Source organism: Streptomyces bathyalis (assembly GCF_015910445.1).
Taxonomy (GTDB): domain Bacteria; phylum Actinomycetota; class Actinomycetes; order Streptomycetales; family Streptomycetaceae; genus Streptomyces; species Streptomyces bathyalis.
In genome coordinates this window covers 3,061,037-3,080,569 of sequence record NZ_CP048882.1, presented here as the reverse complement: position 1 = coordinate 3,080,569, position 19,533 = coordinate 3,061,037, and the positions used below count along the sequence as shown (strand labels likewise).

The 19,533-nt window shown below is 70.4% G+C and carries 15 protein-coding genes and 1 rRNA gene; 11 read left to right on the top strand and 5 right to left on the bottom strand.

What is annotated here, in order from left to right; translation table 11 throughout:
- The first annotated feature begins 327 nt into the window (after positions 1-327).
- The gene (locus G4Z16_RS13335) at positions 328-1,191 is read left to right on the top strand and encodes a hypothetical protein (protein ID WP_197350989.1); all 864 of its coding nucleotides are present in this window, start codon (positions 328-330) and stop codon (positions 1,189-1,191) included.
- 84 nt (positions 1,192-1,275) lie between these two features.
- Here G4Z16_RS13335 and disA read toward each other — a convergent pair whose 3' ends face one another.
- Together disA and radA are read right to left on the bottom strand one after the other, a co-directional pair.
- Complete coding sequence (gene disA, locus G4Z16_RS13330) at positions 1,276-2,403, bottom strand: DNA integrity scanning diadenylate cyclase DisA (protein WP_197350988.1); 1,128 nt, start codon at positions 2,401-2,403, stop codon at positions 1,276-1,278.
- A 70-nt stretch (positions 2,404-2,473) separates the two neighbouring features.
- Entirely contained in the window at positions 2,474-3,895 is a 1,422-nt protein-coding gene (radA, locus tag G4Z16_RS13325) for a DNA repair protein RadA (protein WP_197350987.1), read from the bottom strand.
- Between the two features lie 300 nt (positions 3,896-4,195).
- Here radA and G4Z16_RS13320 point away from each other — a divergent pair, with 300 nt between their 5' ends.
- Positions 4,196-6,058, top strand: coding sequence for a sigma-70 family RNA polymerase sigma factor (locus G4Z16_RS13320; protein ID WP_197350986.1), 1,863 nt, complete (start codon positions 4,196-4,198; stop codon positions 6,056-6,058).
- A gap of 61 nt (positions 6,059-6,119) precedes the next feature.
- Here the strand turns inward: G4Z16_RS13320 and G4Z16_RS13315 are convergent, their stop codons facing one another.
- Positions 6,120-6,968, bottom strand: a complete 849-nt coding sequence (locus tag G4Z16_RS13315) for a DUF3109 family protein (protein ID WP_197354482.1) — start codon at positions 6,966-6,968, stop codon at positions 6,120-6,122.
- Between the two features lie 195 nt (positions 6,969-7,163).
- On the opposite strand from G4Z16_RS13315, the gene G4Z16_RS13310 reads away from it, so the two are divergent.
- The 5 genes from G4Z16_RS13310 to G4Z16_RS13290 all read left to right on the top strand — a co-directional run bounded on the left by G4Z16_RS13310 (position 7,164) and on the right by G4Z16_RS13290 (position 12,292).
- A complete protein-coding gene (locus tag G4Z16_RS13310; protein WP_197350985.1) occupies positions 7,164-8,096 on the top strand; it encodes a Ppx/GppA family phosphatase in 933 nt (310 codons plus the stop codon).
- A 158-nt stretch (positions 8,097-8,254) separates the two neighbouring features.
- The gene (locus G4Z16_RS13305; RefSeq protein WP_197350984.1) at positions 8,255-9,094 is read left to right on the top strand and encodes a sugar phosphate isomerase/epimerase family protein; all 840 of its coding nucleotides are present in this window, start codon (positions 8,255-8,257) and stop codon (positions 9,092-9,094) included.
- Positions 9,091-9,708: a TetR/AcrR family transcriptional regulator gene (locus G4Z16_RS13300; protein ID WP_197350983.1), complete on the top strand. Its 618-nt coding sequence runs from the start codon at positions 9,091-9,093 to the stop codon at positions 9,706-9,708. The genes G4Z16_RS13305 and G4Z16_RS13300 overlap by 4 nt, the downstream gene beginning before the upstream one ends.
- A 224-nt stretch (positions 9,709-9,932) precedes the next feature.
- Positions 9,933-11,774 carry a dihydroxy-acid dehydratase gene (gene ilvD / locus G4Z16_RS13295; protein WP_197350982.1) on the top strand — a complete coding sequence of 614 codons (1,842 nt, stop codon included), beginning with the start codon at positions 9,933-9,935 and terminating at the stop codon, positions 11,772-11,774.
- Positions 11,775-11,998: 224 nt separating this feature from the next.
- On the top strand, positions 11,999-12,292 hold the full coding sequence (locus G4Z16_RS13290) for a hypothetical protein (protein ID WP_197350981.1): 294 nt from the start codon (positions 11,999-12,001) through the stop codon (positions 12,290-12,292).
- 52 nt (positions 12,293-12,344) lie between these two features.
- Here G4Z16_RS13290 and G4Z16_RS13285 read toward each other — a convergent pair whose 3' ends face one another.
- Positions 12,345-13,868, bottom strand: coding sequence for a SulP family inorganic anion transporter (locus G4Z16_RS13285; RefSeq protein WP_246530827.1), 1,524 nt, complete (start codon positions 13,866-13,868; stop codon positions 12,345-12,347).
- 174 nt (positions 13,869-14,042) lie between these two features.
- The gene (locus tag G4Z16_RS13280) at positions 14,043-14,417 is read right to left on the bottom strand and encodes a hypothetical protein (RefSeq protein WP_197350979.1); all 375 of its coding nucleotides are present in this window, start codon (positions 14,415-14,417) and stop codon (positions 14,043-14,045) included.
- A 218-nt stretch (positions 14,418-14,635) separates the two neighbouring features.
- On the opposite strand from G4Z16_RS13280, the gene G4Z16_RS13275 reads away from it, so the two are divergent.
- The 4 genes from G4Z16_RS13275 (at position 14,636) to G4Z16_RS13260 (ending at position 19,261) form a co-directional block, all read left to right on the top strand.
- A complete protein-coding gene (locus tag G4Z16_RS13275) occupies positions 14,636-15,433 on the top strand; it encodes an ABC transporter ATP-binding protein (protein ID WP_246530826.1) in 798 nt (265 codons plus the stop codon).
- A gap of 77 nt (positions 15,434-15,510) precedes the next feature.
- Positions 15,511-16,248, top strand: a complete 738-nt coding sequence (locus G4Z16_RS13270; RefSeq protein WP_197350978.1) for an ABC transporter permease — start codon at positions 15,511-15,513, stop codon at positions 16,246-16,248.
- Between the two features lie 107 nt (positions 16,249-16,355).
- Complete coding sequence (gene proC / locus G4Z16_RS13265; RefSeq protein ID WP_197350977.1) at positions 16,356-17,165, top strand: pyrroline-5-carboxylate reductase; 810 nt, start codon at positions 16,356-16,358, stop codon at positions 17,163-17,165.
- A 569-nt stretch (positions 17,166-17,734) separates the two neighbouring features.
- Positions 17,735-19,261: ribosomal RNA gene (locus G4Z16_RS13260) — 16S ribosomal RNA — on the top strand.
- Positions 19,262-19,533 lie beyond the last annotated feature (272 nt).

Genomic DNA, 19,533 nt, shown 5'->3' with positions numbered 1-19,533 from the left:
GGGTGGTCATCGGAGTCGTGACATCCCTGGCACGCGCCGTTGTCCCGGCGGGACGGGGAGTTGGAGCGCGCGTGCGCGAAGTGGGCGGCGCGGTGGGCGAGATCGCGGTGCGCCGACCGCCGCACCCGCCCTGCGCCGGGTGCGGAGACATCCGAATCGGAAGCCCGTCCGGGGCCGGTGGCGTGTCGTCACATCAGCCTACGAGAGGTGTGTGTACAGGGCCTTCGCAATTCGGATACGGATGATCCGCACGTTCATCATAAAAGTTGCCGCATCGTGCGGCGGGTACCGGGCTTTGGGGCCCGTGTTGTCTCGTAAGGTTTCCGCGTGGGATCACTGCGTAATCCGATCGGCCCCCTCCCTTCCTCCATCTACTGGCGCCGAAGGGCAGTTGCTCTTGTCATCGTCGCGCTGCTGGTTCTGCTGGCCGTCTGGGCGCTCGGCCTGGGCGGCGGTGACAGCGGCAACGAGGGCAAGGGCGACGACGGCAAGCCGCCCGTCAGCACCATCACACCCGGGCCGACGGATTCCGGTCCCGCCATCACCGAACGCCCCGGCGGGCGCGACGAGTCCAACGAGGGCGCCGGCTCCCAGGGCGGCTCGGGAGGCGACGACGGGGACGGCGGATCCGGTGGCGTTGGTGACGGATCGTCGGGCGGAGGCTCGGGCTGGCGGCCCGGCGGCAGCGACTCGTCCGCCACCGGCGGCGACAGCGCCGGCGGCGGCGGTTCCGGCTCGGGAGCGGGAGGCGGCTCGGGAGACTCCGGCGGCGGCGCGGCCGTACCGGCCGGGTCCAAGCTGCCGGCCTGCGGTTCCGGCGTCACCGTGACCCTGCGCAGCGTGCACAAGGAGTACGAGCCGGGGGAGAAGCCCGAGTTCGAGCTGACGGTGAGGAACAAGCGCGGCACGCCCTGCAAGCTCGACCTGGGACGCAAGGAGTCGATCGTCACCATCAAGAGCGCCGGCGGCAAGAAGATCTGGGCGTCCGACGACTGCGTGCGCGACGAGAAGCCCGCGCTCTACCAGCTCTCCGGGAGCGGGACCTCCACCCACACATTCGTCTGGTACCGCGAACCCAGCGTGGCCAACTGCGGCACGCCGGCGAGCGATTCGGTGAAGCCCGGTGACTACGAAATCGAGGTCGACGTCAAGGGCGTGAGGGAGCTCGACGCCTCCTTCGAACTGAAATAGGGGCCGCTTCCCCTACGTGCCCGGCAGCGGGCGTGCGCAGGGCGGCCGCGCGCCGGTGTGCGACTGTCGGCAGACCAGGGTCCCTCAGACGTACCGCTCCAGAATGCTGGACTCCGCGAGCCTGGAGAGTCCTTCCCGCACGGAACGGGCCCGCGCCTCCCCGACTCCGTCGACCGTCTGCAGATCGTCCACGCTCGCCGCGAGCAGCTTCTGCAGACCACCGAAGTGTTCGACCAGGCGCTCGATGACGGTGCCGGGCAGCCTCGGCACCTTCGCCAGCAGCCGGAATCCCCTGGGCGAGACGGCGGAGTCCAGCGTCTCGGGGGCGCCGCTGTAGCCCAGCGCCCGCGCCACCGTGGGCAGTTCGAGCAGCTCGGAGTGGGTGAGCCTGTCCAGTTCGCCGAGGGCTTCGCCGACCGTGCGTGAGCGGCGCCCGCTCGGCTCCGGCACGTAGTCGCGGGCCACCAGCTCGCGCTCCGGCTCGACTCCCGCGATCAACTCGTCGAGCTGGAGGGAGAGCAGCCGCCCGTCCGTGCCCAACTCCACGACGTACTCCGCGATCTCCGTCGCGATGCGGCGCACCATCTCGAGGCGCTGGGCGACGGCGGAGGCGTCGCGCACCGTCACCAGGTCCTCGATCTCCAGGGCGGAGAGCGTGCCCGCGACCTCGTCGAGCCGCAGCTTGTAGCGCTCCAGGGTGGCCAGGGCCTGGTTGGCGCGGGAGAGGATCGCGGCCGAGTCCTCCAGCACGCGCCGCTGCCCGTCCACGTAGAGCGCGATCAGCCGCATCGACTGGCTGACGGAGACCACCGGGTATCCCGTCTGGATGGAGATCCGCTGCGCGGTGCGGTGGCGGGTGCCGGTCTCCTCCGTGGGGATCGAGGCGTCCGGCACGAGCTGCACGCCGGCCCGCACGATCTTGGTGATGTCACGGTCGATGATCAGCGCGCCGTCCAGCTTGCACAGCTCGCGCAGCCGGGTCGCCGTGAAGTCCACATCCAGGACGAAGCCGCCGGTGCACAGCGGTTCGACGTTCCTGTCCATGCCGAGGAGGATGAGTCCGCCGGTGTTGCCTCGCAGTACCCGCTCAAGGCCGTCACGCAGGGCTGTACCGGGCGCCACCGCGCTCAGCGTGGCGCGCATCAGGCCCTCGGCACCGGATCCTCCCCCACCGGTCCTGCCGGGAGCTGCTGCCCGGTCATTGGCTGCCACGGCACTCCTTCGGTCGTTCGTGCGTACGGGCGGGACCGGGGCAAAGTCTACCGGCGGCGCGCGCCGCACCCTACTGCGCTGGCGGGGCGGCACCCTCCCGGAGTGCGCCGGACGCCCTGGACCGGGCGGGCAGCACGGCCAGCGCATCCCCGATGTCCGCGACCTCGCGCACGCGCATGCCCTCCGGGACCTTGCCGGGGTCGACCGGAACGAGGGCGTGTGTGAACCCCAGACGGGCGGCCTCCGCGAGCCTGCGCTGAACCCCCGTGACCCGGCGCACCTCACCGGCTAGACCCACCTCACCCACGGCGACGAGGTTCTTCGGGAGCGGGGTGTCGCTCGCCGCGCTCGCCAGCGCCAGCGCGACCGCCAGGTCCGCGGCCGGCTCGGAGAGCTTCACGCCGCCGACGGTCGCGCTGTAGATGTCCCGCTTGCCGAGGGCGCTGATCCTGCCCCGCTGCTCCAGCACCGCGAGCATCATCGAGACACGGGAGGTCTCCAGGCCCGACGTCGTGCGCCGCGGCGAGGGGATCTGGCTGTCCACCGTGAGCGCCTGCACCTCCGCGACGAGGGGGCGGCGGCCCTCCAGCGTCACCGTCAGGCACGTCCCCGGCACCGGCTCGGCGCGCCGGGTCAGGAAAAGCCCCGAAGGGTCGGCGAGGCCCGTGATGCCTTCGTCGTGCAGCTCGAAGCAGCCGACCTCGTCGGTCGTCCCGTACCGGTTCTTCACGCCGCGCACCAGGCGCAGCCGCGCGTGACGGTCGCCCTCGAAGTGCAGGACGACGTCGACGAGATGCTCCAGGAGGCGCGGCCCGGCGATCGATCCGTCCTTGGTGACGTGGCCGACGAGCAGCGTGGACATGCCGCGCTCCTTGGAGGCGCGGATCAGGGCGGCGGCCACCTCACGCACCTGTGCCACACCGCCCGCCGCGCCGTCGATCTCGGGGGACGCGACGGTCTGGACGGAGTCCATGACGAGCAGGCTCGGCTTCACCTCGTCCAGGTGCGCGAGAACGGCGGACAGGTCCGTCTCCGCGGCGAGGTACAGATGGTCGCCGATCGCCCCGATGCGGTCCGCGCGCAGCCGCACCTGGCCGGCCGACTCCTCGCCCGTGACGTAGAGCGTGCGATGGGCCTCGTCGGACGCCTTGGCCGCGACGTCCAGGAGCAGCGTCGACTTGCCCACGCCGGGCTCGCCCGCGACCAGGACCACCGCTCCGGGCACCAGCCCGCCGCCGAGCACCCGGTCCAGCTCCGGGACGCCGGTGCCGCGCGCGGCGACCTGCGTGCTGTCGACCTGGCCGATGGGCAGCGCGGAGGCGGAGACACGGCCGGGCGCCGTCGTGCGCGCGGCGGGAGCGCCGCCGGCCTCGTCGACGGTCCCCCACGCATGACACTCCGGGCAGCGGCCGAGCCACTTGGCCGTCTGCCAGCCGCACTCCGAACAGCGGTACGTGGGGCGGTCCTTGGCGGAGGGTTTGCGGGCAGCCATGGTCGTCACCGTAGACGGAGGCGCTGACAACGCGGGCACCACCCGCGCTCGCACGCTCCCCGAATCTCCCGCGGTGACGTCGCGTCCGGGCTCGGGCCAAGCCTTCCGCGCTTTCCGGTCACGCTGCGTGTGCGGCGTCGGCAGCTTCTCTTGCCGCCCGGTGTCACCCGTGCGTGTAAGGGCAGTTGGGCCCTTCGTGAGGGGGCACGTCCCCTTTCGTGGGAGATGGTCACCCGTAAGGATTAAACCTGGGCAACTGGGTCCGCAGCGGGAGCGCCGCCCGCCTACCGTCTCCGGGTGATGAGCAGCAGGCGCGACCACCCCACGCACACCACCGGTGCACACCGTGCGCATTCGGTGCGGCGGCCGAAGCAGCACCAGCGCTCCGGTGCGTCCAAGGTCTTCAGCAGAGGCGGCGCGTCCCCGAAGGCGGGGGCGAACGGCAAGGCCGCTGCGGCGGCTTCGGCCGTCGCCGACGCCGCGGCGGGCACCTCCGGCGCCGTGCGCACGGCGGGCACCACCGCCGGCACGGTCGCGTGGCCCGAGGCCGAGGGGTCTGTCGGCCGGTCAACCGGCGCCGGCGCGGCCTCAGTTGCGACGGCCACGGCCGAGGCCGCGCCGGAGGGCGAGCCGGCCGAGTCCGGGCTGGTTCGCTACGAGCCGTACCTGGACGGCCTGTTCACGTACTGCCTGTCGGTGATGTGCGAGCACGACGCGGCCATCAGCGCCGTCGGGGAAGCGCTCGTGATCGCCGACCGGCAGCACGAGCGTGACCGCGCCCCCTGCCGCCGCGCCCTGCACCGGCCATGGCTGTACGCGCTCGCCCGCTGGGTCTGCCTGCGCCGTCTGGCCGAGCAGAACGGCCGCGAGGGCAACCGCGGCACGGTGCCCGCCACCGCCGCGCATCTCACGGAGGCCGCCCGCACGCAGCGCCGCCGCGACCTCGCGGCCCTCGCCTGGCCGGAGGCCGCCGGCACCACGCCCGAGCAGCGTGAGGCGCTGGAACTGGCCGTGCGCCACGGCCTGCCCGCGCACGAGGTCGCCGCCGTGCTGTCGCTCAGCGCCGAGGCCGCGAGCGCCGTGCTCTCACAGGCGGCCTGCGAGGTGGAGCGCACCCGCGCCGCGCTCGCCGTCGTCAAGTCCGGTGGCTGCCCCGCCGTCTCGGGTCTCGCCGGTGAGGACCAGTTGCTGCTCGGCCCCGCCTTCCGGCGCGAGCTCGTCAAGCACGTCGACGAGTGCCCGCACTGCCGCCGCGCCGCCGAGCGGGCCATGTCCGGGGTCGCGTGGCCGGGCACCGCTCCGGCGGGCACCGCTGTGCTGGCCGTGCTCGAGGCCCCGCGTCCGGCTGTGGAGGCGGCCGTGCTCACCGTGCGGCGGGCGCGTCACAAGCACATCCCCCGGTTCGACAGGACCGGCTTCCCGGTGGAGATCAAGGACCGTGGCGCGCGCCGCGACAAGCTGCGCTCCAGGGCCGTGACCACCACGGTCGTGGCCACTGTCATCGCCGCCCCGGTGCTCGCGCTGTGGGCCGCGTACCGGGGTGCGCCGCTGACCGGGGAGTCGGACGGCTCGTCCGTATCGGCCGCCGGCCCCGACGAGGATTCGGCCCTGCGCGGGCAGCCGTTCGAGAACGCGGCGCAGGACGGTACGCGCGGGCACGACGGCCACCGGAAGCACGGCAAGGGCGCCGACTCGCGCAAGAAGGACGACAAGGAAAAGGACGCCAAGGACAAGGACGGCGCCACCGCGCGCGCCGGCCGGCTGGCCGTCGACGCACGGCCCGTGGGCGGCGCGACGCTCATCAGGCTGACGGCGAGCGGGAGTTCACCCGTGCGCTGGTCGATGTCCGGCGATGCGTCATGGCTGGTCTTCAGCCGCACGAGCGGTGTGCTGCGCCCCGGCGAGACCATCACGGTCCGGGTCGGTGTCGTGCGCAGCAGGGAGCCCGCGGGCGCCTGGTCCGCGCACATCCGGGTCGCACCGTCCGGCGCGGTCGTCACGATCCAGGGACGGGGTTCCGGATCGACCTCACCGAAGCCGCCGTCGAACCACCCGACTCCGCCGCCGTCCGACGATCCCACTCCGCCGCCGTCCGAGGAGCCGACGACGCCGCCGCCGTCGGATCCTCCGTCCTCCGGCGAGCCGAGTTCGTCCCCCCGCTGACGCGGGCAACGGCACCGGCGGCCGGTCGACTTGGCCGACCGGCCGGGGCCACCGCCCTCGTTCAGTTCCGCGCCGGCTGCGGGTCGGCCGGGTGCGGCGCCAGCAGCGGCAGCGGAGTGAACCGCGACCCCGAACCGGAAGTCGCACCGCCGTTGCCCTCGGCACCGAGCCGCTGTTCGCACAGCCCGGCGAGGGTTTCATAGCCCGCCTCGCCCATCAGCTCGGTCAACTCCGGCTTGTACGAGACGTATACGGGATCGCCGGCCCCGTGCGCGGACGGTGCCGAGGTGCACCACCAGTGGAGGTCGTGTCCTCCCGGCCCCCAACCCCGCCTGTCGTACTCGCCGATCGACACCACCAGCACCTGCTCGCCGTCCGCCTGCTCGACCCACTCGAAGGTCCTGCGGATGGGCAACTGCCAGCACACATCAGGCTTCGTCTCCAGCGGCTCCCGGCCCTCCCGCAGCGCCAGCTGGTGCAGGGCGCAGCCCTGACCGCCGGAGAACCCGGGCCGGTTGTGGAAGATGCAGGCGCCCTCCCAGCGGCGCGTCTGCCTCTCCCCGTCGTTCTCGTCCTTCTCCACCCAGCCGGACCCGGTGCCCACGTCGTGGAACTGCCATGTCTCGGGCGTCAGTCGGGCCACGTGCGCGGCGACGCGCTCCTCGTCCTCCTCGTCGGAGAAGTGCGCGCCCAGCGTGCAGCAGCCGTCGTCCGCGCGGCCCGGCCTGATGCCCTGACAGCCCTGCCCGAAGACGCAGTGCCACCGCGAGGTGAGCCAGGTCAGGTCGCAGCGGAAGACCTGCTCGTCGTCGGCGGGGTCGGGGAACTCCACCCATGCCCGCGGGAAGTCCAGGCCGGTCTCCTCGGACCTGGGGCCTGCGCCGTCCTGGCCCTGCGGGTCCTCGTCCACCGCACCGCTCTCGCCGGCCCGCTGCTGTGCGATCTGTGCCTCCTGGTGGCCCTGTGCCTCCTGAGCTCCCTGGGCCTGTTGTCCCGGCTGCCCCGGCTTTACCTGCCTGCCCTGCTTCCGGCGCTTCGCCGCTTTCGTCTTACCCACGTGCCCCAGCGTAGCCGTGGCGGCGCCCGATACGGCTAGCGTGAGCGTATGAGACTCGGTGTCCTCGACGTGGGCTCGAACACGGTCCACCTGCTCGTCGTAGACGCGCATTCCGGCGCGCGACCCCTTCCCGCCTACTCCCACAAGGCAGAGCTCAGACTCGCCGAACTCCTCGACGGGGAGGGCGCGATCAACTCCGACGGCATCGACCGTCTCGCCGCCACCGTCGCCGAGGCACTCCAGGTCGCCGAGGACCAGGGCGTCGAGGACCTTCTCCCTTTCGCCACCTCCGCGGTGCGCGAGGCTGCCAACGCGGAGCACGTACTCGTACGCGTCGCCGAGGAGACCGGCGTCAAGCTGGAGGTCCTCACGGGCGAGGACGAGGCGCGGCTCACCTTCCTCGCCTCGCGTCGCTGGTTCGGCTGGTCCGTGGGCCGGTTGCTGCTCCTCGACATCGGCGGAGGCTCGCTGGAGATCGCGTTCGGGCAGGACGAGGAGCCGGACGCCGCCGTCTCGCTGCCCCTCGGCGCCGGCAGGCTCACCAGCGGCTGGCTGCCCGGTGATCCGCCCGACACGGAGGCGCTGCGGTCGCTGCGCCGCCACGTACGGGCCGAAATCGCCCGCGTCGTCGGCGAGTTCACCCGCTTCAACCCCCCGGACCACGCGGTGGGCACGTCCAAGACGTTCAAGCAGCTCGCCCGCATCGCCGGTGCGGCGCGCAGCTCCGAAGGCCCCTACGTGGAGCGGCGGTTGAGCCGCGCCGGGCTGGAGGAATGGGTCCCGCGCCTGGCCGCCATGACCGTCGAGGAACGTACGGAACTGCCCGGGGTCTCCGAGGGGAGGGCGCGCCAACTCCTCGCCGGCGCCATGGTCGCGGAGGCCGCCATGGATCTCTTCCGCGTGGACGAGGTCGAGATCTGCCCCTGGGCGCTGCGCGAGGGCGTGATCCTGCGCCGCCTCGACCACCTGCGCGGCTCGTGAGATCCCTCACGGCAGCCGCGGCCGTACGTGCGCTGCCGGGGCCCCCATGGGGCGTCGCGGCAGCGTTGTGACCAGCGGGACGATCAGTGGGTGCGCCGCGGCGGGGTGGCCTTCCGCTGCCGGATTGATCATCCGGCCGGAGCCTTAGGCTGTCTGCTGTGGTTCAACCTGCTGCGCGCGTCCCCGATGTGAAGGTCGCCCTGTCCACGGCCTCCGTCTATCCGGAGTCGACGGCGACGGCCTTCGAGATCGCCGCACGTCTCGGCTACGACGGAGTCGAGGTCATGGTGTGGACGGACCCGGTGAGCCAGGACATCGAGGCACTGCGCCGCCTTTCCGACTTCCACGGCGTGCCCGTGCTCGCCGTGCATGCGCCCTGCCTGCTGATCACGCAGCGCGTGTGGTCCACGGATCCCTGGGTGAAGCTCCAGCGTGCGCGGTACGCGGCCGAGCGGCTCGGGGCGTCGACGGTCGTCGTGCACCCGCCCTTCCGGTGGCAGCGCAACTACGCGCGCGACTTCGTCAGCGGAGTGTGGCGGATGGCCGGCGAGACCGACGTGCGCTTCGCCGTCGAGAACATGTTCCCGTGGCGCTACCGCGACCGCGAGATGCTTGCCTACGCGCCCGACTGGGACCCCACGCAGGACGACTACCGGCACTTCACGATCGACCTCTCGCACACCGCGACGTCCCGCACCGACACCCTTGCCATGCTTGACCGCATGGGTGACAGGCTCGGGCACGTGCACATCGCGGACGGCACCGGATCGAACAAGGACGAGCACCTCGTCCCCGGACGCGGCACGCAGCCGTGCGCGGAGATGCTGGAGCGGCTGGGCGCGACCGGCTTCGACGGCCACGTCGTCGTCGAGGTCAACACCCGGCGCGCGATGTCCGCGGCGGAGCGGGAGACGGACCTCGCCGAGGCACTCGCGTACACGCGGCTCCACCTGGCCTCGGCGTCCGTCGGGGACGCGTCCGCGCAAGGCCAGCGGTGAGCGCGAACGGGCCGGTACGCAGACGCGGCCGCCCCGCCTCGGCGGAGAAGGCCGCCGGAGAGCCGGCAACCCGTGACCGCATCCTCGGCTCGGCACGTGCGGAGTTCGCCGAGCGCGGCTACGACAAGGCGTCGATCCGGGCGATCGCGCGCGGCGCGGGCGTGGACTCCGCCCTCGTGCACCACTACTTCGGCACTAAGGAGCAGGTCTTCACGGCAGCCGTGCAGGGCGCGTTCGCGCCCGCGCTGGGCATCCCGGACCTGCTGCTCTCCGGTGACCCCGAGGAGTGGGGCGAACAGCTCGTCGGCTACATCTTCATGATCTGGGAGGACGCCGTTACGCGTGATCCGCTGCTGGCCATCATGCGTTCCGCCGTCAACAACGAGACCGCGGCGTCCATCTTCCGGGGGCTCATCACACGCAACCTGCTGGAGCGCGTCGCCGGGGGTCTGGACCGGCCGGACCCGGAGCTGCGGGTGGAGCTGGCGATGGCCCAGCTCGTGGGCACGGCCATGCTGCGTTACGTGATCAAGGTCGAGCCCATCGCGTCGGCCCGGCCGGAGGACCTGATCCCCCGGCTCGCGCCCGTCGTGCAGCGGCACCTCACCGGCTGAGGCCCGGCGGGCAGGTCGCCGGCGGGCCGTGCGGCCTCCCTGGACGGCAGGTCTCAGCATGTGATCCCGAGGTCCGGATCGCGGGCGTGTGGGCGTATCCTCGGGCGCTACCGAATGTGCGAGCTGCCGCCCCGCAGGCGAGGCGAACGCAGGCGCCGGGCGGCGCGCACCGGAGACATCGCGCGTCACCGGAAGGCGCACGCACCGTACGAGGGAGTTCCACCATGCCCGAGCTGAGGTCCCGCACCGTCACACACGGCCGCAACATGGCGGGTGCCCGAGCTCTCATGCAGGCCTCGGGCGTAGCGCGCGAGGACTTCGGCAAGCCGATCATCGCGGTCTCCAACAGCTTCACCGAGTTCGTCCCCGGGCACACGCACCTGCAGCCCGTGGGCAGGATCGTGAGCGACGCGATCAAGGCGGCGGGCGGCATCCCGCGCGAGTTCAACACCATCGCCGTGGACGACGGCATCGCCATGGGCCACGGCGGCATGCTCTACTCGCTGCCCTCCCGGGACCTGATCGCGGACTCGGTGGAGTACATGACGGAGGCGCACTGCGCCGACGCCCTGATCTGCATCTCCAACTGCGACAAGATCACGCCCGGGATGCTCAACGCCGCGATGCGGCTCAACATCCCGACCGTCTTCGTCTCCGGCGGCCCCATGGAGTCCGGCACGGCGACCCTCGTCAACGGCACGGTCCGCAAGCTCGACCTGATCAGCGCCATCTCCGAGTCCGCCAACGAGAGCGTCTCGGACGAGGACATGCGCCGCATCGAGGACAGCGCCTGTCCCACCTGCGGTTCCTGTTCCGGCATGTTCACCGCCAACTCGATGAACTGCCTCACCGAGGCCATGGGCCTCTCGCTGCCGGGCAACGGCTCCGTCCTCGCCACGCACACCGCCCGCAAGGCGCTGTACGAGGACGCCGGCGCCGCCGTCGTCGAGCTGGCCAAGCGCTATTACGAGCAGGACGACGAGACCGTGCTGCCGCGGAGCATCGGCTCCCGTGCCGCCTTCGAGAACGCCATGGCCCTCGACATCGCCATGGGCGGCTCCACCAACACGATCCTGCACCTGCTGGCCGCCGCCCAGGAGGCCGAGCTCGACTTCACCATGGCGGACATCGACCGGCTCTCCCGCTCGCTGCCCTGCCTGACCAAGGTCGCGCCGAACGGCACGTACTACATGGAGGACGTGCACCGGGCCGGGGGCATCCCCGCCATCCTCGGCGAGCTCTACCGCGCGGGCCGGCTCAACGAGGACGTGCACAGCGTGCACTCCCCGTCTCTGGCCGACTGGCTCAAGAGCTGGGACATCCGCGGCGGCTCGCCCTCCGCGAAGGCCACGGAGCTCTTCCACGCGGCGCCGGGCTGTGTCCGTTCCGCCTCGGCCTTCTCGCAGTCCGAGCGCTGGGACTCCCTCGACACCGACGCCGCGGGCGGCTGCATCCGCGACATCGAGCACGCCTACTCCCAGCAGGGCGGCCTCGCCGTCCTCTACGGCAACCTCGCCGAGAACGGCTGCGTCGTGAAGACGGCCGGCGTCGACGAGTCGATCCTCACCTTCACCGGCCCGGCCGTGGTCTGCGAGTCGCAGGAGCAGGCCGTCGAGGCCATCCTCACCAAGCAGGTCAAGGAGGGCGACGTCGTCGTCATCCGCTACGAGGGCCCCAAGGGCGGCCCCGGCATGCAGGAGATGCTCTACCCGACGTCGTTCCTCAAGGGACGCGGGCTCGGCAAGGCGTGCGCGCTCATCACCGACGGCCGCTTCTCGGGCGGCACTTCGGGCCTGTCCATCGGCCACGTCTCGCCGGAGGCGGCGGGCGGCGGCACGATCGCACTCGTCGAGACCGACGACGAGATCGTCATCGACATCCCGAACCGCACCATGCGGCTGAACGTCCCGGATGAGGAACTCGCCGCGCGCCGCGAGGCGCTGAACGGCCGGTACGCGCCCCGCGACCGCGACCGCAAGGTGTCCACGGCGCTGCGCGCCTACGCGGCCATGGCCACCAGCGCCGACAAGGGTGCCGTGCGCGACCTGACTCAGCTCGGCGGTTAGCCCGCAACCGCCACGGCCGTCCGTCCCGAACGGGCCGTACGCGACCCCTACGGGTCCGCCGTGCGGCCCGTTCCGGGTGCTGCGCACCGGAGCACCCGGAACCGACTCGGGGAGAACCCTGAACGGCCCCCGATGTCCGCGGTGGCGTCTTTCCCGGACCGGCTGCCCTGTGCGCATCATCAAGTGCGCACATTCCCGCAGGAGTCGGAGAAAGAGGCAGCGAAGTGAGTGAGCGAACAGTCGGCCTCGCCGTCGCCGATCCTGCCGGGGTCTGGGCAGCGGCCATCGGGACCGCGGGTGTCTTCGTCCTGCTGATCGTGCTCGTGTGGCAGATCGCCGCGACGTGGCGCGCCCGCATGCTCGCGGCACGCGAGGAGCAGTACAAGGAACTCGCCCGCAAGTACGCGGAACTCCTCGAGGACAACGTCGAGTTGCACCGTCGCAGCATCGAGGAGCTGACGACGGCCCGGCGTTCCATCGATTCGCTGGACCGGAAGATGATGCGCGAGGTCGAATGACCGCCGGCCACCCGCGACTCCCGACGGACGCCACCCGCCCCCGAGCCGCCCGTCAGCCGGGTGGCGGCGCGGACCCTCCCGGGCCCCCGGAGCCCGCGGGCCCCTGAGCTGCCGGTGAGAGCGAAGGCGCAGCCCCCGCACGGGAGTTGTGTTCCTCCTCCCACGCGGCCAGTGCCATCCCGCACGCGTGGTCGACGTGCCGCAGCCCTGCCAGATTGAGCTCGACGCTCCGGTCCGCGGGCAGGGACTCCAGCTGGTCCAGCAGCTTGGGCAGCCGCAGGAACGTCGCGTTGCCCAGCACCCGTACGCGCAGCGCCTGATCCGCGCCCGCGTCCTCCGTCTCGACCTGTACGTGCGAGATCTCCCACGCGGTCTTCACCACCGCCAGAAGGAGCCCGACCAGTACGCCCTCGAACAGGTTCGTCCCCACGATCGCGAACGCGGTCACCGCCAGCACCACCGCCTCCGCGCGGTGGTCCCGCCACAGAGGCACGAACTGCCGTACGGGAATGAGCCTCCAGCCCGCGTGCACCAGCACCGCCGCCAGCGTGGCCACCGGAATCATTCCCAGCGCCCCCGGCAGCGCGGCCACGAAGAGCAGCAGCCACACCCCGTGCAGCACGCGCGAGAGCTTGGTCCGCGCCCCCGCGGCGACGTTCGCGGAGCTGCGCACGATGACAGCGGTCATCGGCAGCGCGCCCAGCGCACCGCACACCGCGTTGCCCGCGCCCTGCGCCATCAGCTCCTTGTCGTAGTCCGTACGGGGACCGTCGTGCAGCCGGTCCACGGCCGCCGCGCTGAAGAGCGACTCGGCCGACGCGATGAGCGTGAAGGCCAGGACCGTCGCGGCCACTCCGACCGACAGCAGCGCCCCGAAGTCCTGTGCGCCGGGCGGCTGTACGGCCTCCAGCACGCCCTGCACCCGTACGCGCGCGACCGGAAGGTCGAAGGCGGCGGTCGCCGCGGTCGCGAGCCCCACGGCGGCCAGCGGCGCGGGCAGGACCTTCGCGGCGCGCCTCCACCTGGGCCAGAGGACGAGCACGGCGATGGTCCCCGCTCCCAAGAGGGCAGCGGTCGGTGCGATGCCTCCGCCGAGCAGGTCGCCGCCGAGACCGGGCAGTCCCACGATCTTCGCGGGGCCTCCGGCGGGCGCCTTCGCGTCGGCCATCGCATAGACCTGGCCCGCGATCAGCACCATGCCGATCCCCGCGAGCATGCCCTGCACGACGGCGACGGAGATCGCCCGGAACCACCTGCCCAGGCGCAGCGCGCCCATGAGCAGCTGAAGCAGTCCGGCGCACAGCACCAGCACGCCGAGAACGGCGAGACCGTACGCCTGCACGGCCTCGTACACGAGCACCGTCAGGCCGGCCGCGGGCCCGCTCACCTGGAGGCTGCTGCCCGGCAGCAGACCGACGACGAGGCCGCCCACGATTCCGGTGACCAGGCCGAGTTCGGCCGGGACGCCGGACGCGACGGCGATGCCGACACACAACGGCAGTGCGACGAGGAAGACGACGAGGGACGCGGTGACATCGGCCCGGAGGGTCGCGCGGGCCTTGAATTTCACAGGCATGGGGCATCTCCAGCCCGCCCGCCGCCCACGCCGCATGGGACGGCGGGAGACGGCGCGACGGGTCGCTGCAGGGTTCGCTGAACGAAGAGGGGAGCGGAGGACTCGTGCGGGGGCGGGCCCGGGGCCGGCCGGCACGTCCGTCCGCACGGACGGGACGCGGGTGCGCGCGAACGATCAGCAGCGGAAGGTCTGGTGGAGCAGGGGCCGGTCGACCGCCCGGCCACGCGCAGCGAAGTCACTCTCAGTGATGGACTCCGCCCGCCGATGCGCCCGGATCGTGTGGACATCGCAGTCGCACACGCGTCCGGGAGTGCCTCTCGGCACCTGGACCCCGGTCGAGCGCCGCGGTCCGTGTCTCGGTTTGCAGTCGTCCTCGGCCGCGCCGGAGTGCTCGTACGGGACAGCCGAGTACGCGGCAGCCGCCGTCGCCGGGCGCATTCCCTGGGCCATGGCCTGCGCGGACACGCACTCCGCGCCCAGGAGGGCGGCGAGCATCAGGACCATGGCGCTGACGAAGGCGCGTACGCCGCTGCGCGTGCTCGCCGGCATCAAGCCTCCCTCGATCCGCCCGACCGCTCGTTGACAGAGGGCTTCATTGTGTCAATCAGGCCGTACGCGTTTGCAAGTCGGCACAGGCACTCTGCGTGAAAAGCGACGGGTGGATGGCTGTAACCCGTCCCCGATCCGGTCGTGCGTCATACGTGCGTGCGAGAGCAGTCGTCATCGGCGCTTGACGCAGGCCAGGGGTGCGCCACACAATTCATCACATGATGAATAAGCGTCCTCCGGGACCGGCAGCACGTGATTCACAGGGGTCGGGACGCCCGGCGATCCACGCGGCCGGCCTCAGCGTCGTCCGAGGCGGCCGTACGGTCGTCGACGACCTCACCTTCGACGTCCCCGCGGGCAGCGTCACCGGCCTGCTCGGCCCGTCCGGCTGCGGCAAGTCCACGCTCATGCGCGCCCTCGTCGGCACCCAGGCCAAGGTCACCGGCACCCTCGACGTCCTCGGCCGCCCGGCCGGCTCGGCGCCCCTGCGCGCCCGCGTCGGCTACGTCACCCAGGACCCCTCGGTCTACGGCGACCTGACCGCACGCCAGAACCTCGACTACTACGCGGCCGTGCTCGGAATCCCACGCCGGGAGCGCTCTGGGATGGTGGACCGCGCCCTGAACGACGTGGACCTCACCTCCCACGCCGACTCCCTCACCGCGAACCTCTCCGGCGGCCAGCACTCCCGCGTCTCCCTCGCCGTCGCCCTGCTCGGCACCCCCGAACTGCTCGTACTCGACGAGCCGACGGTCGGTCTCGACCCCGTACTCCGCCGCGACCTGTGGAACCTCTTCCACCGACTCGCCTCCGAGCGCGGAACCACCCTCCTCATCTCCTCGCACGTCATGGACGAGGCGGACCGCTGCCAGAACCTGCTGCTCATGCGCTCCGGCCGGCTCCTGGCCGCCGACTCCCCGGCCGCCCTCCGCGCCCGTACGCACACGGACTCGGTCGAAGGCGCCTTCCTGCACCTGGTGGACGAGGCCCGCCGGGCCGAGACCGCCGCCTCCTGACCCATGCACGCCGCGGCACCGCACACCCGTGCCCCGCTACCCCCGAATTGCTGGCCCCTGACCCGCGGAGAACAGCCATGAAGCCGGCCCGAACCCTCGCCACCGCCCGGCGCGTACTGCGCCAGCTCGGCCACGACCACCGCACGATCGGCCTGCTGCTGTTCGTGCCCGTCCTGCTCCTCGTCCTCCTGTACTACGTCTTCGACGCCGACCGGCGCGCCTTCGACGCCATCGGCGCATCCCTGCTCGGCATCTTCCCGCTGGTGACGATGTTCCTGGTGACGTCCATCGCCACCCTTCGCGAACGCACCTCGGGAACCCTGGAGCGACTGCTGTCGATGCCGCTGGGGAAGGGGGACCTGATCGCCGGCTACGCGCTCGCGTTCGGAGTCCTCGCCGTCGTTCAGGCATCCATCGCCACGACCGTGGCCGTGTGGCTGCTCGACCTCGACTTCGCGGGCTCGCCGGGCATGCTGCTGCTGATCGCCCTGCTCGACGCGATCCTCGGCACCGCCCTCGGGCTCTTCGTGAGCGCCTTCGCCGCGTCGGAGTTCCAGGTCGTGCAGTTCATGCCGGCGATCATCTTTCCGCAGATCCTGCTGTGCGGCCTCTTCGCGCCGCGCGACAGCATGCAGCCCGTCCTCGAGTACATCTCGAACGTCCTGCCCATGTCGTACGCCGTCGACGGCATGAACGAGGTGCTCCAGCACTCCGATCCCACAGGCGACTTCGTACGGGACGGCGTCATCGTCGCGGGCTCGGCCCTCCTCGTCCTCTTCGTGGGCGCGGCGACCCTGCGGCGACGCACGCCATGACCGCCGGGCCGCGGCGCATCCACCAGCCGGACGGATGCGCCGCGGCCCGGGAGCCGGTGCGAGGATGAAGACAGCACGTGTACGCACTGGACGAGGTGAACCACCCGATGACCCAGAAAGTCGCTGTCCTCGGCACCGGCAAGATCGGTGAGGCCCTGCTCTCGGGGATGCTCAGGGGCGGCTGGTCACCGTCCAACCTCCTGGTCACCGCACGCCGCCCCGAACGGGCCAAGGAACTGCGTGACCGGCACGGCGTGGAGGCCGTCAGCAACACCGAGGCCGCCAAGCACGCGGACACGCTCATCCTCACGGTCAAGCCGCAGGACATGCACACGCTGCTGGACGAACTGGCACCGCACACCCCGTCCGAACGCCTCGTCATCAGCGGCGCCGCCGGCCTTCCCACCTCGCTCTTCGAGGAGCGCCTCCAGCCCGGTACTCCGGTCGTCCGCGTCATGACCAATACCCCCGCACTCGTGGACGAGGCCATGTCGGTGGTCTCCGCCGGCAGCCACGCCACCGAGGCCCATCTCGCCCTCACCGAGGAGATCTTCAACGGCGTCGGCAAGACCCTGCGCGTGCCGGAGTCCCAGCAGGACGCGGCAACCGCGCTCTCCGGGTCGGGTCCGGCGTACTTCTACTTCCTCGTCGAGGCGATGACGGACGCCGGGATCCTGCTGGGGCTGCCGCGTGACAAGGCCCACGACCTCATCGTGCAGGCCGCCATCGGTGCCGCGGCGATGCTCCGCGACAGCGGCGACCACCCGGTGACCCTGCGGGAGAACGTCACTTCGCCGGCCGGCACCACCATCAACGCCATCCGCGAACTCGAGAACCACCGCGTGCGCGCCGCCGTCCTGGACGCCCTCGAGGCGGCGCGCGACCGCAGCCGCGAACTGGCCGCGGGCAAGCGCTGATTCACCTCCACGTGCCTCCACCGGGAGCGGTTTTGGGGGGCGTTCGCACGTGGTGTAGGCTCCAACAGTTGCCGGTCAGCCGTAATGGCTCCGCCGGCGGCACTCCCGCCGTCCGACGGCAACCACTGATGGTGCGATCCCCCTTAACGCGGGGCTGTTTTTCGTGTGCCTGTGTGTGCGGAAATCAGTTCGGTGTGGGTTGTGAGGCGTCTCGATTTTGAGGTGCCGGGGGAGTTCCTCTACTGTGGCGGCCGCGTCGGAAGACGACCCCCTCCCGGCAGGGGAATCAGAGAAGAAAATTCCGGTCCGTTCGGAGCGGGAATTCAGATCTGATAGTGTCGGGATCACCGAGAGGGAAGCGCCCGGAGTGGCCCGTGAGGGTTGTGATGGAAGCGTCCGTTCTTTGAGAACTCAACAGCGTGCCAAAAGTCAACGCCAGATATGTTGATACCCCGCACCCCTGGGTTTTTGGGGGTGTGGATTTCTTTGATGACAGCGAGGACGCTGTGCACGACTGGGATTATTCCTCCTGGTTGTGCCGCTCTTTGTGGTCTGTCTTTTTGAAGGCATTCACGGAGAGTTTGATCCTGGCTCAGGACGAACGCTGGCGGCGTGCTTAACACATGCAAGTCGAACGATGAAGCCTCTTCGGGGGTGGATTAGTGGCGAACGGGTGAGTAACACGTGGGCAATCTGCCCTGCACTTCGGGACAAGCCCTGGAAACGGGGTCTAATACCGGATACTACTTCCTTGGGCATCCTTGGGGGTGGAAAGCTTCGGCGGTGCAGGATGAGCCCGCGGCCTATCAGCTTGTTGGTGGGGTGATGGCCTACCAAGGCGACGACGGGTAGCCGGCCTGAGAGGGCGACCGGCCACACTGGGACTGAGACACGGCCCAGACTCCTACGGGAGGCAGCAGTGGGGAATATTGCACAATGGGCGGAAGCCTGATGCAGCGACGCCGCGTGAGGGATGACGGCCTTCGGGTTGTAAACCTCTTTCAGCAGGGAAGAAGCGAAAGTGACGGTACCTGCAGAAGAAGCACCGGCTAACTACGTGCCAGCAGCCGCGGTAATACGTAGGGTGCGAGCGTTGTCCGGAATTATTGGGCGTAAAGAGCTCGTAGGCGGCCTGTCACGTCGGATGTGAAAGCCCGGGGCTTAACCCTGGGTCTGCATTCGATACGGGCAGGCTGGAGTTCGGTAGGGGAGATCGGAATTCCTGGTGTAGCGGTGAAATGCGCAGATATCAGGAGGAACACCGGTGGCGAAGGCGGATCTCTGGGCCGATACTGACGCTGAGGAGCGAAAGCATGGGGAGCGAACAGGATTAGATACCCTGGTAGTCCATGCCGTAAACGTTGGGCACTAGGTGTGGGCGACATTCCACGTTGTCCGTGCCGCAGCTAACGCATTAAGTGCCCCGCCTGGGGAGTACGGCCGCAAGGCTAAAACTCAAAGGAATTGACGGGGGCCCGCACAAGCGGCGGAGCATGTGGCTTAATTCGACGCAACGCGAAGAACCTTACCAAGGCTTGACATACACCAGAAAGCTGTGGAGACACGGCCCCCCTTGTGGTTGGTGTACAGGTGGTGCATGGCTGTCGTCAGCTCGTGTCGTGAGATGTTGGGTTAAGTCCCGCAACGAGCGCAACCCTTGTCTCGTGTTGCCAGCAGGCCCTTGTGGTGCTGGGGACTCACGGGAGACTGCCGGGGTCAACTCGGAGGAAGGTGGGGACGACGTCAAGTCATCATGCCCCTTATGTCTTGGGCTGCACACGTGCTACAATGGCCGGTACAATGAGTTGCGATGCCGTGAGGTGGAGCGAATCTCAAAAAGCCGGTCTCAGTTCGGATTGGGGTCTGCAACTCGACCCCATGAAGTCGGAGTCGCTAGTAATCGCAGATCAGCATTGCTGCGGTGAATACGTTCCCGGGCCTTGTACACACCGCCCGTCACGTCACGAAAGTCGGTAACACCCGAAGCCGGTGGCCCAACCCCTTGTGGGAGGGAGCCGTCGAAGGTGGGACTGGCGATTGGGACGAAGTCGTAACAAGGTAGCCGTACCGGAAGGTGCGGCTGGATCACCTCCTTTCTAAGGAGCATCTTCAGTCCCGCTCTCTACGCCATCACGGTGTAAGGGGTGCGGCTGCAGAGGCCAGTACACCGGCGCACGTCCGGTGCTGGTAGCTCATGGGTGGAACGTTGACTATTCAGCCTGCTGACGCGGGCCTGCTTCCAGTACTGCTTTCTCCGTCCCTCGGTTTGCGAGGGGTGGTGGGGTGTGGAACGAGCAGGTGGTGTCAGGGGGTTGGGCGCGCTGTTGGGTGTCTGAGAGTGCGGGCGCCACCGCTGTTGTTGTTGTTG